We start from the raw sequence: 17,097 nt of genomic DNA on the forward strand, positions 1-17,097 counted from the left end.
TCTTTCGATACATGGACTGTACGATTTCGATACAGGTGATTGCCGGGTCACTCCGTTCTCAGGCTTTCCACCGGATTGGCATTAGCGGCCCTGATGGTCTGTATGCTGAGGGTTAGCAGGGCGATCAGCAGCATGGTCAGTCCGCTGAGCGCGTAGGTCCACCAGCTTATCGTCGCCCTGTAAACGAAGCTTTCCATCCATCGATGGGCGCCGTACCAGGCGATGGGGACTGCGATGGCGAACGCAATGCAGACCAATTTTACAAAGTCTTTTGATAATAAGGAAACAATTTGTGTCACGGAGGCGCCCAGGACCTTGCGGACACCTATTTCTTTGGTGCGCAGGCTGGTGGAATAGATGACGAGGCCCAGCAGTCCCAGGCAGCTGATGAAGATGGTGAGACCGGTGGCCCAGCGCAGGAGGCTGGACATATGTTGTTCGGCGGTATAGAATTTTGCAATGCTCTCATCCAGGAAAGTGTATTCGAAGTCCTCTCCGGGAAAAACTTCTTTATATGCCTTTTCTGCGGCGGCAATGGTGGCTTTCCAGCTGGCGCGTCCTGCCGGGCTATTGGGTAGGGCGATGTGGATGCTTTGGTTCAACGCTGCTTTGTTGAAGACGAAGGCCATGGGCCTGATGGCTTTATGAAAAGATGCCTGGTGAAAATCCTCCATGATGCCAATGATGCGGTCTTTGTTCTTATTCAAGGTCTTGCCCAGGGCCTGCCGCGGATCTGTAAGGCCCAATATTCCTGCGTAGGTGCGATTGATCACCAGCTGGCGGGCACTATCGGGACAGAGGACGACGTTGTGGCCAGCCAATAGTTTAAGGCCATACAGGTGCATATAGGCTGTGTCGACAATCATAATCTGCACGTCCGTGCGGATCTCTTTTTTCCCATCCATGTAGGTGATGATCTCGGAGTTGACCGAATTTGAAGCGGGCGGGCTTGCGCCCAGGGAGAGCTCGGCGATGCCGGGAATTTTGTGGAGCTTGTTCATCAGCAATGCGCAATTCTCCTGCAAATGGGGCGCCGCATAGGGCGTATTGAAGAAAATGATCGCCTCTTTTTTGAATCCCATATCCTTATCCAGGAAGTAATGGATCTGACTGCCTACGATGAGGGTGCCGATGATAAAGACTTGTGCGATGACGAACTGGAAGGCGGTGAGAGATTGACGGAGGATAGCATTGCGGGTAGAACTCTTACCGGACCAGGCCTGGTTTTTCAGTGCTATGACGGGGCTGAAGCGGGACAATACCCGGGCGGGATAAAAGCCGGATAGCAGGCTGACGGTGAGGATCAGGGCTCCGAGGAACAAGTAGATATGGGGCAGGCTCTTAAGGTTGAAATGGAGGTTTTTCGGAATGAAGTCTGAGAAGAGCTTCATCAGCCAGGGTGTAACGGCCAGGGAGAGGAGGGTGCTGATCAGGGTGAGAAGGAAGGCTTCGCCGAGGAACTGCAGGACGAGCTGCCGGCGGGAGCTGCCCATGGTCTTGCGGATGCCGATCTCCTTGGCTCTTTTACCGGCCTGGGCGGTGGCGAGATTGATGAAGTTGATGCTGCCCAGGGTGAGCAGGAAGGCGGCCACTACCAGGAGACCGTATAAGACGGGTTTGCTGGCCTGCCGCTGTCCGTAGTTGTCATAGGGCCCTGTGAAATGTATATCTGTGAATGGCTGCAGCTTGTGGGCCGCCTTGTTAGCAGTGTCTTTGGCATCGTCACTGTGTATCTTACGGAGCGTGGCGAGCTGCTGTTCAACCTGGAGGGGAGAGGTCCCTTTTTCCAACCGGACGTAGAATTGGTTGCTGGAGGTGACGGAGCCCCAGTCGGGGTCGGTCATTCCACTGTTGGCACTGCGTTTTAAAGTGGGGAGCGAGATGAAGACTTTAAAGACGAGGTCCGTATTTTCTTTTACGTCTTTCACTATACCTGTAACGGTACAGACCAGGGAGTCATCGTAGATGATGGTCTTGCCGATGGCCTGTGAGGGACTGAGGCCGGGAAAATATATATTGGCGCGGTCCTGGCTGAGCACTACATGGTACAGTTGATCAAGGGAAGAGGGTGAGCCTGCCAGCCATTGGTAGTCAGGGAAGACGTCGAAGTAATGACTGTCGGCATAGGCGAGATCGTAGACGTGCTTAACAATGACGGGGGCGGCGCCCAATTTGGGAACAGCTGCTTTTGCGCCGATGGCAAAAATGTTGGCGGAGGCTTCGATCCCGTGCACTTCCTTACGGGCGGCGTCTATAATGGGATAGGGCACACCGGAATTCGGGAAAGTGGAATTGGAGAAGCTCATCATCGTAACGACGCGATAGGTATTGTCTTTGTCCTTACGGAATTGTTCGAAGCTAAAATCGTATTGGACGATGAGATAGATGATCAATGCGGCACTGATGCCAATGGACAGGCCAAGAACATTGATCAGGGAGGAGACCTTGTTGCGGCGCAGGGTCCGGAAGGCGGTGATCAAATAGTTTATTATCATGTGACGGCTTGGGTTTTTATCAGGTGCGCAAGGTTTTGACGGGATTCACCAGCGCCGCCTTCAGGGCCAGCAAGCTGATGACGGACAAGGCGATCAGCAGGAGCACGGATTCGGTGATAAAAAAGATCCAGACGCTGATGGAGACGCGGTAGGCGAAATTATCCAGCCAGCGGTGCACCAGCCACCAGCTCAGCGGCAGGGCGATGGCCGAGGCAAGGAATGTGAGCCGGATAAAGTCTTTCGATACCAGGGAGAGGATATCGGGAACGGTAGCGCCGAGGACTTTACGGATACCGATCTCCCGGGCGCGTCTTTCGATGTTGAACAGCGTAAGCCCTGTCAGGCCCAGCGTTGCCAGGATGATGGCCAGGATGGTGAAAAAGCCGATGGCATTGCCCAGCAGCTTGTCCTTTGCCGCCAGCTGCCGGAAGTTGTCATCCAGGAAGCTGATGGCCAGTGGCGCGTCGGGCATGAATTGTTTGCCTGTAGCCTGCAGCCATTCGAGAAATGCGGCGGTATGACCGCCCCGGATCCTGATAGCAAGGATATTGCCCTGAGGTGAGTAGCGCAGTATCGCGGGCGCGATCTTTTCGTGGAGGGAATTGAAGTTAAAGTCTTTGATCACTCCGATGATGCGTTCGCTGCCATTAAGGGAAGCGCCAATAGGGTTGAAGAGGCCCAGCGCTGCCACGGCGGATTCGTTCAGGATGAGTGAATTGGTGTCAGTGACCAGGTTTTTAGAAAAGTTCCTTCCGCCTGTGAGGCGAATGCCCATTGTCGTGAGATATGCGTCGTCTACGGGGAAGGTCTGGACTGTCATGGCTTCTTTCATGGTAGCGGTGCGGTACATGTTCATCCAGATGCTTTTGCCTGCCGGTGTCCTGTTGCAGAAGCTGGTGCTGACCACCTGTGACTGCTGGTCGATCAGGCGCCGGAAAGCTTCCTGGTTGGGAAGGTCTTTCAGGTTGTCTACCAGCAATACACCTTCACCCCGGAAGCCTTTATCCTTATGGTTGATGTATTGCAGCTGGCTATATACGACGAAGGACGCGAAGACCAGGGCGGCGGCGATGGTGAATTGTACCAGCACGAGGACGTTGCGGACCTTGGGATTGCTCTTTCCGAGGCTACCCGCCAGTGGTCTCAGGGAGAGGATGGGCTTAAGGGCGGTGAGGTAAAATGCGGGATAGAGGCCTGCGACCAGGCCTACTGCCAGGGAGAACAGGAGCAGCCATCCATAATGGGCGAGCATCAGGGGGAGGGCGCCTGTCAGAGAGGCGCCGGTGGCATAGTGATAGAGCAAGGCGATGACCCGGATGAGTCCGCAGGACAGGAGCATGGCCAGCAGGCTGAACAAAAGCGATTCTATGATGATCTGTCCCGCCAGCTGGCGGCGGGAAGCGCCGAAGGTCTTTTTCACCCCGAATTCCTTGTTGCGGGTGGAGGAGCGGGCGGTAACCAAGTTGACATAATTGATGATGGCCAGCAATACCAGGAACAGGCCGATGGCGCTGAGCAGCTTGACCTGGGTGAGGTTGCCGCCCGGGGTAAGTTCCTGTTTGAGGTCGGAGTGAAAATAGATATCCCGGAGCGGCTGGATGATGAATTGCACGTTCATGTACGCGTCGGAGGGGCTGATCAGCTTTTTTCTTATCCGGTCCAGCGTGGCTTTTACGCCTGTCAATGAACCGCCTTTATTTAGCTTGACATAATTATAGACGGAGGAAGAGGCCCAGACCTGGGGGTAGGCGTCGCGCTGGGCAACGGTCATGGGCAGCAGGACATGGGGGTCGAGGTGCGATCTTTCAAAGTTCTCTTTCAAAACGGCGACCACTTTGTAAGGCGTATTTTCCTTGCCCACCAGCAGGGTCTTTCCGATGGGGTCTTCATGGCTGAAGAAGCGGCGGGCGTTGGTCTCGGAGATGATCATTTCTCCGGGGGCCAGCCCTTTTCCGGGGATGGCGCCTGCGACGGTGCCGTAGTCGAAGACCTTGAAAAAGGCAGTGTCGATGTAATAGGGGTGGATGTCTGTGTAGGCCCTTTCATTGGAGGAGAGCCTTACCGGGACCTCTTCATATGATTTATCGAAAGAAGTGGCATATTGTACGTCCTTACATGCGCCCTGCAGCAAGTCGCGCAATGGGGCCTGGCTTTTTGCGAAACCGCCCATATTGAAAAAGTCGGTGCCGATGCGGGCGATCTTGTCTGCATCCCGGAACCCGCTGTCTGTGCTGATCTCTCTCCCGGAGTATACCAATAGAATGAAGGAGGCGGCGATACCTACGGACAGGCCACCCAGGTTGATCAGGGAGAATACGGGATATTTCCGGAGATTGCGTAGTGCGGGTTTGAATAGCGTGATCATAATCTTTCCTTTGAATGGTTGTACAGGGCCCGAAGGCCACTGCGGTAAAACTAATTATTCAATTCGTAAATTCTTCACCGGATTGGCCCTGGCGGCGCCCAGGGACTGGCTGCTGACCGTCAGCAGCGCGATGAGGATATCCAGTCCACCCGCAACCGCGAATACCCAGGCATTCAGGGGAATATGATAAGCGAAATCCTGCAACCATTTGCTCATTGCCCACCAGGCGATGGGAGTGGCGATGAGGACTGATAGCAGCACAAGCCGGATGAAATCGCGGGACAGCAGGGACATGATATCCGTGACAGTGGCGCCCAACACTTTGCGGATGCCTATTTCCTTTACCCGCTGGCGTGCGGTGAAAGCGGCCAGGCCGAAAAGGCCGAAACAGGATATGAGGATAGCGATGACGGAAAACAGCAGGATCAGGCTGGATATCTTGCTATCCGCCTTATAGAGGCTATCGAACTGTTCGTCAAGGAAGGAGTAATCGAAGGGTTTGTCCGGCGCATAGTTTTGCCAGATCCTGCGTGCGGCGGCCAATGCCGCGGTGGTCTTGCCGGGATCCGTTCGTATGAAGAAAGCTGCCCGCCAGCGTTCGTTATTGAGGATCACGAGCGGTTTTATCTTTTGATGAAGGCTGGCGAAATGAAAATCTTTCACGACACCGATGATCTTCCCCGTATCGCCCTGGAAGGCGAAGCGCTGACCCAGTACGGGCTTGCGGATATTGAACTCGCCCACGGCCGTCTCATTGAGGATAAAATTCTTCTGATCCGTGGCATTCAGGGGATCGTACCAGCGGCCCTGCTGCATCTGAAGGTGAAGGACCTTCAGATAGTCCTCGTCGGCGGAAAGCTGGAAGACGGTGGGTACGAAGTTCTTATCGCGACCATCCCAGTCGGCGGAGCCGGAGTTGCTGCTGTGCAGATCCACGAGGGACTGGCTGGCAACGGTGACCCCGGAGATGCCTGTCTGATTGGTCAGCTGTTGTTTCACGCCGGCGATGAGGGAGTGGAACTCCTTGTCTTCTTTTCTAGCGTAGAGGGTAAAGGGCAGGCGGAAATAGAAGACCTGGCTGCGGTCGTAGCCGGCATCGATATGCTGGATATAGCTCAGCTGCCGTTGAATGATCAGGGTGCCGGCGATGAGGATGATGGAAAAGGTAAACTGGAGAACGAACAGTCCCTTCCGGAGGTAGACGTCTTTGAAATTCAGTATGGTGGATCCTTTCAGGACATTGAGCGGGCGGAAGGAGGAGAGGATCAGCGCGGGGTAGATACCATTGAGGACGGTGGCCGCGAGTAAGGTGATGCCCAGTATCTGCCAGGTAGCGGAGGAAGCCAGCGGCATGGGAAAATTCTTATCTGTCAGCTCCCGGAAGAGGGGCATCAGCTGCCAAACGAGAAGGACGGTGATGCACAGTGAGATAGCGCTCACCAATACGGATTCGAGCATGAACTGGAGGAAGAGGCTTTTCTTACCGGCGCCGACGATCTTGCGGATGCCTACTTCCTTAGCCCGGACGCTGGCCATGGCCGTGGTGATATTGACATAGTTGATGCAGGCGATGACCAGCAGGAAAATGCCGAGGACGCTGAAGATATAAACCGTTTTTTTATTGACGTGCTCAATTGTTCCGCCGGAGGTGAGATCGGTTTCGAAGTGGATGTCCCTGAGCGGGGTCAGGGATATGGCATTCCCGACTTCTTTTTTACCGGCAGCCATGATCCGGTTGGCACCGGCGGCGACTTTTGCCGGACTGGCTGTGGGCCGGAGTTTAAGGAAGGTCTGGTAGTTAAAATTATTATAGGTTTCTTCGTTCTTCCTGGTTTTGGGATCGGCGAGCAGGGCATCCAGGGGCATGAGCATATCGAAGCGGAAACTGGAGTTCGCCGGGACATCCCTGACAACGGCCGCGATGCGGTAGTCGATGGTGTCGATGCGTATGGTGCGGCCGATGGGGTCTTTGTCGCCGAAATATTTCTTTGCCCTGGTCTGGGTGAGGAGGACGCTGAAGGGATGGCTGAAGAAGTTGGCGGGGTTACCTTCGATAAAATCGTAATGGAACATCCCGAACCAGCCGCTGTCGACATACGCCGTATGTTTTTCGATGAACAGCTCGTTGCCGAGGCGGAAAGTGGTGCTGTAGGATGGCTGGAGGCATGCGACGGCTTCCAGTTCGGGGACTTCCCGGGACATGGCAGATGCCAGTGGCAGCGGGGTGGTCTCCCATGTCCATTTGGCTTTGGTGAGGTGGGCGGTGAGGCGATAGATGCGGGCTGCGTCCGGATGATAGCCATCGTAAGACATTTCATTCTGCACCCAGAGAAAGATGAGTACGGCGGCCGTCATGCCAGCGGAGAGGCCGATGATATTGAGGATGCCGACAGGCCTGTTCTTCATCAGGGTTCGCCAGGCTATTTTCAGGTGGTTCTTTATCACAAGAATAGTTTATTTAAGATTAGATTATTCTGAACGAAGGCTTTTCGCGGGATTAGCCGAGGCAGCTTTCAGGGTTTGTGTACTGATGGTTAGCAAGGCGATCATTAAAATGAGCAGGGCGGGCAGAACGAACATCCAGGGTGTGGGCGAGATCCGGAAGGTATAGTTCTCCAGCCATTTCTGCAGAAGGTAATAAGTAACGGGCGTTGCGATCAGGAAGGAGATCAGCACTGGCCGGATGAAGTCTTTGGTAAGAAGCAAAAGGATATTCGGGAGGTTGGCGCCTACGATCTTGCGGATGCCGATCTCTTTCGTGCGTTGGCTGGTGACGAAGGCCGCCAGTCCCAGGAGGCCCAGGCAGGAGACGAAGATGGCGAGACCGGCGAAGAGGCCGAAGGTCTGTCCGAATTGCCTGTCAGCCTTATATTGTTCGGCGAAATGTTCGTCGAGGAAGAAATATTCAAAGGGGTTGCCCGGGAAGAAGGTTTTCCATTGCTGTCTTACGGAGGTTATCAGATCCGGCCAGTTATTGTTGTCGGCCGTCAGTTTCAGGGAATAGTAGGCGTTCGCATCGGAAAAATAACGGAAGATATGGGCATCGTAATCCTGTTTGAGGGATTCCTGGTGGTGATTGGAGACCACTCCCACAATGGTATATTGTTTACCCCAGAATTCGATCTTTTTGTTGAGTGCGTCTTCGGGATGGTTGAAGCCGATTTTCTTAATAGCTGCTTCGTTGAAGAGGACGGCCTGGGAGTCCACCAGGCCTGTGTAAAAATTTCTGCCTTTCAGCAGTCTCAAACCAAAGGCGTCCAGGAAATTATTATCGATCCCGATGATCCTGTATTGATTGCTTTGAGTGGGATCGCTGCCTACCAGGTGGATGCCGCCGGCATTCCAGCCCACTTTACCGCCGGGGACCTCGGTGGATGCGGACAGCTGCCTGACCCCGGGAAGACGCAGCATTTCTGTTTTGAATGCGTTCAATTTATTCGTGTAGGTGGAATCGAGGACACCGGGTCCTTTGAGGACCAGGGTCTGGTTGATCTGAACGCCCAGGTCCTGGCGTTGCATAAAATGCAACTGCTGGTATACGGAGAAGGTGCCCACCATCAGGATGAGGGAAGCGGCAAACTGGATAATGACGAGGGATTGGCGCAGGAAGGCGCCGTGGCCTGTTTTCGATAGTTTGCCTTTCAATACGGCGATGGGTTTGAAGGAAGAGAGCACGAAGGCCGGGTAGAGGCCGGAGAGGAAGGTGCCTGTGATGAACAGCATGGCTAAGATGAGCCAGGAGACCGGATCTTTCAGCAGGGAGAAGTGGAGTTCTTTGCCAGTGATATAATTAAACAGCGGCAGGCACGATAGTATCAGCAGGAAGGCCAGGATGACGGCGAGCCCGTTGATGAGCAGTGATTCAAAGAGGAACTGACCGATCAGCTGCCGTCGAATGGAGCCCAGCACTTTACGGATGCCCACTTCTTTGGCCCTGTTGATGGAACGGGCGGTGGCCAGGTTGATGTAATTGATCCAGGCGATGACGATGATAAAGACGGCGATGGCAAGCAGGAAATATACGGCTTTCCCATCCCCATTGACTTCTGCCTCGAACATATAATGTGAATAGAGGTGGATATCCGGCAGTGCCTGGAGATGGAAGATCATGTTTGAATGCTCTGCCCGCATTTCCGCTCCGAACTTAGCCTGTACGGTGCTGTTGATCTTCTTTTCCAGGAGAGCGGGATCTGTTCCGGGCCGGACCAGGATATAAGTCAGAAATGCATCCCAGTTCATTTGTGTTTCCAGGTCGGGGCCTGCTCTTTTTACGAGGGTAGGCCAGGACAGGAGGAAATCGAATTTCAGGTGCGTGTTGGGCGGGGGGTCGGGTACGACGGCAGTGATCTTGTAATCCACGCTTTTGTTCATGCTGATGGTCTTCCCTATCGGATCTTCGGTCCCGAAAAATTTGCGGGCTGTGGAAGTAGTAATGACGACCGCATTAACATCCTTCAGGGCGCCGGCGGAGGAGCCTGCCAGCGCTTTATAGGCGAACATGGAGAGGAAGGCGTCATTGGCGAAGTACATCCTGGTTTCCCTGAATTCGCGGTCTTTGTAGGATGCGACGGTGGTGCCGGCCTCCCGGAGGCGGGCGAAGGATTCCACTTCGGGAAGGGCCTCTTTAACGACCGGGCCGATGCCTGCGGCTCCGGCGGCCCACTGGGTACTTAGCTTGCCATTGTTGTACCTGTCCAGCTGAAGGCGATAGATGCGGCCGGAATCCGGCTGGAAGCGATCGTAGCTCAGTTCATACCGGGCGTACTGGAAGATCAGCAGGCTGGCGGCGATGCCGATGGCGAGCCCGAAGATATTGATGAAAGAGAAGGCCTTATGTGAAAGGAGATTTCTCCGTGCGATGGTAAAGAAGTTGGCGATCATGGTCTAAGTTTATACCGATTCGTTGTTGCCGTCTGATTACTCCGTTCTCAGGCTTTTCACTGGATTGGTCAGGGCTGCCTTCAGTGCCTGAAAGCCTACCGTGGCTAATGCGATGAGAACGGCGAGCACACCGGCAAATGCGAATACCCACCATTGGATGGATATCCTGTAGGCGAAATCCTGCAGCCAGCTGTTCATCACCCACCAGGTGAGGGGGACGGCTATGATCAGGGAGAAGAGCACGAGATAAAGGAACTCCTTCGACAGCGTAAAGACGAGGTGCTGTACGGAGGCCCCCAGTACTTTGCGGATGCCGATCTCTTTCGTGCGCTGCAATACGTTGTATGCTGAAAGGCCCAGCAGGCCGAAGCAGGCGATGAGGATGGCCAGCGAGGCGAAGAGGCCGAATACTTTTCCAAAGCGGATGTCAGCCTTATACTGCTGAGCAAAGGATTCGTCCAGGAAGAAATAATTGAAGGGGTCGTCAGGGAAGTATTTATTCCAGCGTTTTTCTACGGCGGCGATGATCTGCTGCGGGCTTGAAGAAATCTTTATGGAATAGTAGCTACGTTGGTTGGGGCGCAGCAGGACGATCATGGGCTCGATGGCTTTCTGCAGGCCCTGATGATGGTAATCGGCGATGACGCCTATGACAGAAGCGGTGTCGCCTCCGTGCCGGATCTTTTTATTGAGGGCATCGGCGTCGTTTTCAAATCCCAGCACCTGGACCGCCCGATGGTTGAGAAGGACGGCCTTTTTGTCTGTTGAGAAATCTTTTGAGAAGTTCCTTCCGGCGGCCAGCTTCAGTTCGTAGGCGGGAAGGAAATCATAATCGATGCCCAGGTGATAGAGTGTAGATGCCCTATTATTTCCATCCAGTCGTTGAGCGCCGTTGGTCCAGTAGATCTCCTGTCCCATCACATTGGAAGAAGCGGTGACGTTGCGGATGCCCGGCTGTTGGAGCAATTCGGTTTTGAAAGGCAGGAAAGCTTCCTGGTAGATGGAGTCTTGCTGAGAGCGGGCGCCTTCGATGACCAGGGTTTGGTTGATATTGGCGCCCAGGTTCCGGCTGCGCATGAATTGCACCTGCTGGTAGACAAGGATGGTCCCTGCGATGAGGATCACCGATACGGCGAACTGACCGATGATGAGCGACTTGCGGAGTACCTGGCCCTGGGTACTGTTGCGAAACATGCCTTTCAACACTTTTATAGGTTGGTAGCCGGAGAGGACGAAGGCCGGGTAGGCGCCTGAGATGAATGTGCCTGTCAGGAAGAGGGCTGCGAAACCAAGGGCATAGGTCAATGGCAGGTGGAAGCCAGCAGCCTGCCCGGATCCGATCAGGTCATTGAATGGACGGGCCAGCAGGACGGCGGCCAGCAGAGCGATGGCCAGGGACACGATGTTGAGCAAGAGGCTTTCTGTCAGGAACTGTAAGACAAGGTCACGCTTTATGGCGCCCAAGACTTTACGGACGCCCACTTCTTTGGCTCTTTCCAATGACCGGGAAGTAGCCAGGTTGGTGTAGTTAACCCAGGCGATGATAATAATAAAGAAGGCTATGAGGAAGAGGAAGCCTACGGCCTTTCCATTGCCATTCACTTCTGCCTCCTGGTTGAAATTGGAATAAAGGTGGATGTCGGTAAGCGGGATAACAAAGAGGTAATTCTTATTGGGGTTTTTCGGGTCTTTATTCATATGCCGGTCAGCAAAAGCAGGTAGCTTGGACTGCAGGGTTTTCCAGTCGGCGCCGGGTTTTAGTTTTATATAGGCATAGAAATCGTACCATCCCCAGGAAGTTTCCGCGGGCATGGACGAGTCGCCGCCCTGCCTGATCTGCTCGTTGAGGGTGGCATAGGAGATAAGGTGGTTAAGGACGAGGTGGGAGTTGGCGGGATAGTCCTTGTAGACGCCGGATACTTCCAGGTAGATGGGCTTACCATCCTTCACGGTGAGCCTTTTTCCCACAGGGTCCTCATTCCCGAAATATTTCCTGGCCATGGTCTGGGAGAGGAGGATCTTATTCGGCCCGTCCAGCGCTGAGGCTGGATTGCCTTTCACCAGGCGTATGCCCAGTATGTTCAAGGCGGAAGGATCTGCAAAGTAGCCCTGGGTCTCTTTAATTTTGACGTGGTTGGCGTCATTGGCCATGAGGAAATTGCCATCGATGAGGCGACAGAAGTCTTCCACTTCAGGGAGCTCTTTTTTCAGGGTGGGGGCGATGGCTGGATAGACGGTGGCGGATTGCCAGGACAGCTTGCCTTGCTGCCAGTAGTCCAGGCGCAGGCGGACGACTTGTCCGGCAACGGGGTTGAAGCTTTCATAGCTTCTTTCGTCGGCTACATGTTGAAAGATCAGCAGGCAGCAGGCGATGCCGATGGCCAGGCCGAGGATGTTCAGGGACGAATAGCCTTTTCGTTTGAACAGGTTGCGTATGGCGAGTTGCAGGTGATTTTTTAACATGGTTGTATTTTAAATTTATTCGGACCTAAGACTTTTTACCGGATTGGCCAGGCCGGCGCGAATGGTCTGGAAGCTGACGGTGGCCAGCGCGATCAACAGGGCGAGGAATATCACCGCACCGAACATCCACCAGGATAGCGTTATGTGATAAACGAATCCATCCAGCCATTTGCTCATGGCCCACCAGGAAATGGGGAAGGCGATGAGGGAGGCGATGGCCACCAACTTCAGGAAGTCTTTGGAAAGCATGCCTGCGAGGCTGGTGAGGGAAGCGCCCAATATTTTTCGGATGCCAATTTCCTTTGTTCTTTGTGCGGTGGTGAAAGCGGCCAGTGCGAAGAGGCCCAGGCAGGCCAGCAGGATCGCTGTGACGGCGAAAGTTCCGAACAATTGGCTTGTGCGGACCTCTGTTTTGTACAGGGCGTTGTAATCATCATCCAGGAAATGGTATTCGAAGGGATATTGGGGCGCGTATGTTTTCCAGACGGTTTGCAGGCGGCTGATGGTCGCTGGAAGCTGTTGGCCGGAGACTTTTACATATATCCTGCTGATCCATTGTGTGTCCTGGAACAGGACCAGCGGACCAATGGCCTCGTGCATGGAGGAAAAATGAAAGTCTTTTACCACGGCCCTTACGATGCCTGGATTACCTTTTGTCACGGTCCTGCCGATGGCCTGTTCCGGTGTCCATCCCAGGGCCTTAACGGCTGATTCGTTGAGCATGAAAGTATACCGGAAATTCTTTTCATTGTCCGAGGTGTCCAGCATGTGCATGTCAGCGGGATTGAAGTTAGCGCCGGCGATGATCTGCATCCCCAGGGTTCTTACAAAGTCTGCGTCACAGGGGATGGCCTTGATCGTGAAGTTCTTTTTTCCTGTTTCGGTGTTGGCGGTGAGACCGTCTGTCCATTCCACGTAGGCGGGTGTTCCGGAAGCGCCGCCTGCATCGACCACCTGGGGGATTTGTTTGACGGCTGCCTTGACGGCATTGTAGCTATTATGGATCTCCTCATTGGCGGGTAATACCAATACATGCTCCTTATCGTAGCCCAGTTTTTTGTTTTGTATATAAGATAGCTGTTGCAGGATCACCATGGTGGAGATCATTAAAAAGACGGAGATGACGAACTGAAAGACGATGAGGGACTTGCGGAGATTGCCTCCGGAGGAAGACAACCTGAATCCGGACCGGAGTATGCTCATGAGCCTGATGTTGGACAAGATGGAGGCCGGATAAGCGCCTGCCAGGAGGCTTACCAGCAGACCCAGCAGGAGCAGGGCTGCGATGGGCAAGGGTTTGAACAGGGATGCGGCTGAAAGTGATTTGCCGGTGAGTTCATTGAGCAAGGGCAGCAGCTGGATGCTGATGGCCGTGGCCAGTATGAGCGCGATGAAGGTAAGCATCGTCGATTCTCCGAGGTATTGCCGGAAAAGCTGTCCTTTTTGAGCGCCCAGGACCTTCCGGATGCTGATCTCGCCTGTTCTTCCCTGGGACTGTGCGGTGGCCAGGTTGATGTAATTCACGCAGGCGATGATAAGTATCAGGATGGCAATGCCTCCCAGGATATAGATATAGGTGATGTTCCCATTGGGCTCCAGGCCATCCAGGGAGGAGTGGAGGTGCACTTGCGTCAGCGGTTCCAGGTTGAAAGTAAGGTGCCTGTCCTGGCCATCCTGGCTGGTCTCACGCCGGATCTTATCGGTGGCCATGTAAGCGGTGATCTGCCGTTGGACGGCGGGGAGGTCCTGTGGGCGGGCCAGCAGGACATAAGTGACATAGTTGGCCGTCCACCATATCTCTTCGCGTGAAACGCGTGTAGAGGAGAAGGAGGCAACGCAGTTGAAATGGATCTGCGAGTTTTCAGGGGGGTCTTTTGCGATGCCTGTGATCGTAAAATCTCTGGCGTTATTGACCTTTAGCGTCTTGCCGATGGGGTCGATCGTGCCGAAGTACTTCCTTGCCATTTTTTCGGTGATGACCAACTGGCCGGGAGCAGCGAGTGCTGTTGCCGGATCGCCTTTTACCAGGGGGAAGGTGAAAATGGTAAAGAAGGCGGAGTCGGCGTAGAGAAAATTGGGTTCATTGAAAACTTTATTTTCTGTGGATACCAGATTAGTGTACTGCATGGTCCTGGTATAGGCGGTGATGGCAGGGAAGGTACGATGCAGCTGGGGGCCTACTTTGGTGCCGGTGACGGCAGCGGAACGTGCGTCGCCGCTACCGTTGGTATATTGCATGGTGACGCGGGCGATCCTGTCTGCCTTGACATTGAACTTATCGTAGCTGAGCTCCTGGGAGATGTACAGGCCGATGAGGATGCAGCTGACGATGCCGACGGTGAGGCCTATGATATTTACAAAGGTATAAAGCTTGTTCTTTTTCAGGTTGCGCCAGGCGATCTTTACATAGCTTTTTATCATGTGATTATTCTGATTTGAGGTTTTTGCCGGATCAGTAAGTGCTGACTGTACGGACCTATAGCCGACAGTTTTGGGTTTATTCGGACCTCAAGCTTCTCACCGGATTGGCCAGTGCGGAGCGGAGGGTCCTGTATCCAATTGTCAAGGTTGCAATGACGACAGTTGAGAAAAGGGCCATTAAAAAGACCTGTGCGTTCAAGGGTATCCTGTAAACGAAATCCTGCAGCCACCGGTGCATGAACCATCCGCCGACGGGCGCGGCCACCAAAAATGCCAGGACCAGCAGCCGGAGGAATTCTTTGCCGAAGATCCAGAGGATATCGGGTATGCCTGCGCCCAGCACCTTACGCACGCCGATCTCTTTTGTTTTTTGCATCGCCATGAAGGAAACCATGCCGTACAGTCCGAGACAGCCTATCAGGATGGCGATGGCTGCAAATATTTCTATCAACGTCAGCAGGACCGTCTCTGACTGGTAGAAGTCGGCGATGCTATCATCCATGAACTGGTAAGTATAGTTGTATTCCGGGTAGGTGTTGTTCCATAATTTTTCGAAGGCGGGCAGGAGGCCTCCCGCTCTTGCCAGGTTGAGCTTGACGGCGCAGACGGCATATGATCTGTAGTCCTGGGAGATGCAGACCGGGGAAATTTCTCCCTTGAAGGAGTTGTTATGAAAATCTTTTAGAACGCCGACGACCGTGCCGCGGGCTCCTTGCTCAATGGCAATGGACTTACCGATGATGTCCTGAGGGGCTTTAAGGTTCAGCTTATGGACCAGCGTCTCATTGACGAGAAATTCATGGGCTGAGTCGGATCGAAAGAAGTTCCTGCCGGCGATGAGGGTAAGGCCGAATGCGGAGACGTATTGGTCATCACCATTTTTAACATTGATATTAAAGGGCTCGGCTTTTGGTCTGTTGTCGAAGGAGAAGCCATCGAGCTCATTGTCGCTGGTGGCCGGGGGGGTGAAGCATAGGGAAGTTTTTTCCACACCTGTCATTGCTGACAGGCTATTGCGCAGGTGGTCCATTTTGGTCCTGTCGGGTGCAGGGACGGGCAATAGTACGATGCCTTCCTTGTTGAAACCGAGGTCGGTCTTACGCGAATAGTGGATCTGGCCGGCTATGACGATGGTGGTGATGATAAGCAGCTGTGAAATGGCGAATTGACCGGTGACCAGGATCCTGCGGACGGAGAAACCGCCGATGTGCTGCTGATTTAATTTTCCTTTCAGCGCAAGCACGGGTTGGAAGCCGGCGAGGATGAGACCGGGGTAGGAGCCGGCGAGGAAGGTGACGCTCGTCAGCAGGAGGACGAGGAAGATGACCAGCCAGGTGTCTCCGATGAATGGGATGGAGAGGCGCATGTCAAGCAACCGGTTGACAAAGGGAAGGGATTGCTGTGCCAGGCAGAATGCCAATATGGTTGCGAACAGCGCGATGAGGGCTGTTTCGGCGATGAATTGCCAGAAGAGCTGCATCCGCATGCCTCCCAGGACCTTTCTTATGCCCACTTCTTTGGAGCGGGTGAGGGCTTGTGCCGTGGCGAGGTTGACAAAATTCATGCAGGCGGTGGCGATGAGGAAGAGGCCGATGAGCGCAAGCGCCCAGATGTATTTTTTTTCTACTGCTCCAGAATAGTTTGGATTGAAGTGGATGTCAGACAGGGGTTGAAGCCTGAAGCGGAAGACATTGTGTCCCCTGGTGTCTGCGTAGTATTTGTCCATCAGCGCAGGGAAGAGCTTTTCAACGGCGGCGGGGCTGGTCCCTTTTTTCAGCAGGAGAAAGGTCTGCATGTTGTTATTGATGCCGGACCACCTGTTGGGGCCGGCGAGAGATGAGTCAAAGTCTTTCAGGTTGACATAGGATAAATAGATCTCCTGGCTACGGTCTGTGTTGACGGGGATGTCCCTGAGGATACCTGTGACGGTGAAGTTCATGCTGTTCCCGATGCGGAGGGACTGTCCCATGGGATCTTGTCCGGGGAAGTATTTATGGGCCAGCTTCTCTGTAATAAAGGCTGTATTGGGGTTGGCCAGCGCGGACCTGTCGCCTTTTACCAGGGGGAAGCTGAAAATTTGGAAGAATTCGGGCTCTGCGAGGGCGAGTCCCTCTTGCTCTACAAATTTATGGATGTCTTTCCCGGTGTTAACGGTGATGAGAGGGCTCCCGAATACTCTTACACAGGCTATTTTGTCGGCGAAGGAATAATCATTGCGGAGGGCTTTGCCCAATGGGGCCGGGGTGCCGGAGGTATAGCTAAGGTTGTCGTGGTGTATCTCGGTGACTACGCGGTAGGTGTTGTTCGTGTCCGGATGAAAGTCTTCGAAGCTGAGGTGATAGCGGACGAGGGTAAAGATGAGGATGCTGCAGGTGATGCCCAGGGTTAGGCCTGCCACATTGATAAAGGCGTAGGACTTGTTGCGTTGAAGGTGCCGCCACGCTATTTTGAAATAGTTCTTTATCATGTGTA

7 protein-coding genes are annotated in these 17,097 nt (G+C 53.9%); all 7 read right to left on the minus strand.

Going from position 1 to position 17,097, the window contains the following annotated elements; all coding sequences use genetic code 11:
• Positions 1 to 47 precede the first annotated feature (47 nt).
• The 7 genes from Q4E93_RS14550 to Q4E93_RS14580 all read right to left on the minus strand — a co-directional run bounded on the left by Q4E93_RS14550 (position 48) and on the right by Q4E93_RS14580 (position 17,092).
• Entirely contained in the window at positions 48 to 2,495 is a 2,448-nt protein-coding gene (locus tag Q4E93_RS14550; protein WP_303586362.1) for an FtsX-like permease family protein, read from the minus strand.
• A 19-nt stretch (positions 2,496 to 2,514) separates the two neighbouring features.
• Positions 2,515 to 4,860, minus strand: coding sequence for an FtsX-like permease family protein (locus Q4E93_RS14555; protein WP_303586363.1), 2,346 nt, complete (start codon positions 4,858 to 4,860; stop codon positions 2,515 to 2,517).
• A gap of 54 nt (positions 4,861 to 4,914) precedes the next feature.
• Positions 4,915 to 7,305, minus strand: a complete 2,391-nt coding sequence (locus tag Q4E93_RS14560) for an ABC transporter permease (RefSeq protein ID WP_303586365.1) — start codon at positions 7,303 to 7,305, stop codon at positions 4,915 to 4,917.
• A gap of 24 nt (positions 7,306 to 7,329) precedes the next feature.
• Positions 7,330 to 9,741 (minus strand): ABC transporter permease, encoded by a 2,412-nt coding sequence (locus Q4E93_RS14565; RefSeq protein WP_303586367.1) that lies wholly within the window; start codon positions 9,739 to 9,741, stop codon positions 7,330 to 7,332.
• Between the two features lie 36 nt (positions 9,742 to 9,777).
• Complete coding sequence (locus Q4E93_RS14570) at positions 9,778 to 12,204, minus strand: ABC transporter permease (protein WP_303586369.1); 2,427 nt, start codon at positions 12,202 to 12,204, stop codon at positions 9,778 to 9,780.
• A gap of 15 nt (positions 12,205 to 12,219) precedes the next feature.
• The gene (locus Q4E93_RS14575; protein ID WP_303586371.1) at positions 12,220 to 14,625 is read right to left on the minus strand and encodes an ABC transporter permease; all 2,406 of its coding nucleotides are present in this window, start codon (positions 14,623 to 14,625) and stop codon (positions 12,220 to 12,222) included.
• 76 nt (positions 14,626 to 14,701) lie between these two features.
• The gene (locus Q4E93_RS14580; RefSeq protein ID WP_303586373.1) at positions 14,702 to 17,092 is read right to left on the minus strand and encodes an ABC transporter permease; all 2,391 of its coding nucleotides are present in this window, start codon (positions 17,090 to 17,092) and stop codon (positions 14,702 to 14,704) included.
• Between the last annotated feature and the right edge of the window lie 5 nt (positions 17,093 to 17,097).

Source organism: Flavitalea plasmicola (assembly GCF_030546645.1).
Classification (GTDB): Bacteria; Bacteroidota; Bacteroidia; order Chitinophagales; family Chitinophagaceae; genus Puia.

What these genes read in the sequence shown, in the direction of transcription:
- Q4E93_RS14580 (WP_303586373.1), bottom strand. Translation starts at nt 17,092, where the DNA reads ATGATAAAGAACTATTTCAAAATAGCGTGGCGGCACCTTCAACGCAAC.
- Q4E93_RS14550 (WP_303586362.1), bottom strand. Translation starts at nt 2,495, where the DNA reads ATGATAATAAACTATTTGATCACCGCCTTCCGGACCCTGCGCCGCAAC.
- Q4E93_RS14565 (WP_303586367.1), bottom strand. Translation starts at nt 9,741, where the DNA reads ATGATCGCCAACTTCTTTACCATCGCACGGAGAAATCTCCTTTCACAT.
- Q4E93_RS14575 (WP_303586371.1), bottom strand. Translation starts at nt 14,625, where the DNA reads ATGATAAAAAGCTATGTAAAGATCGCCTGGCGCAACCTGAAAAAGAAC.
- Q4E93_RS14555 (WP_303586363.1), bottom strand. Translation starts at nt 4,860, where the DNA reads ATGATCACGCTATTCAAACCCGCACTACGCAATCTCCGGAAATATCCC.
- Q4E93_RS14570 (WP_303586369.1), bottom strand. Translation starts at nt 12,204, where the DNA reads ATGTTAAAAAATCACCTGCAACTCGCCATACGCAACCTGTTCAAACGA.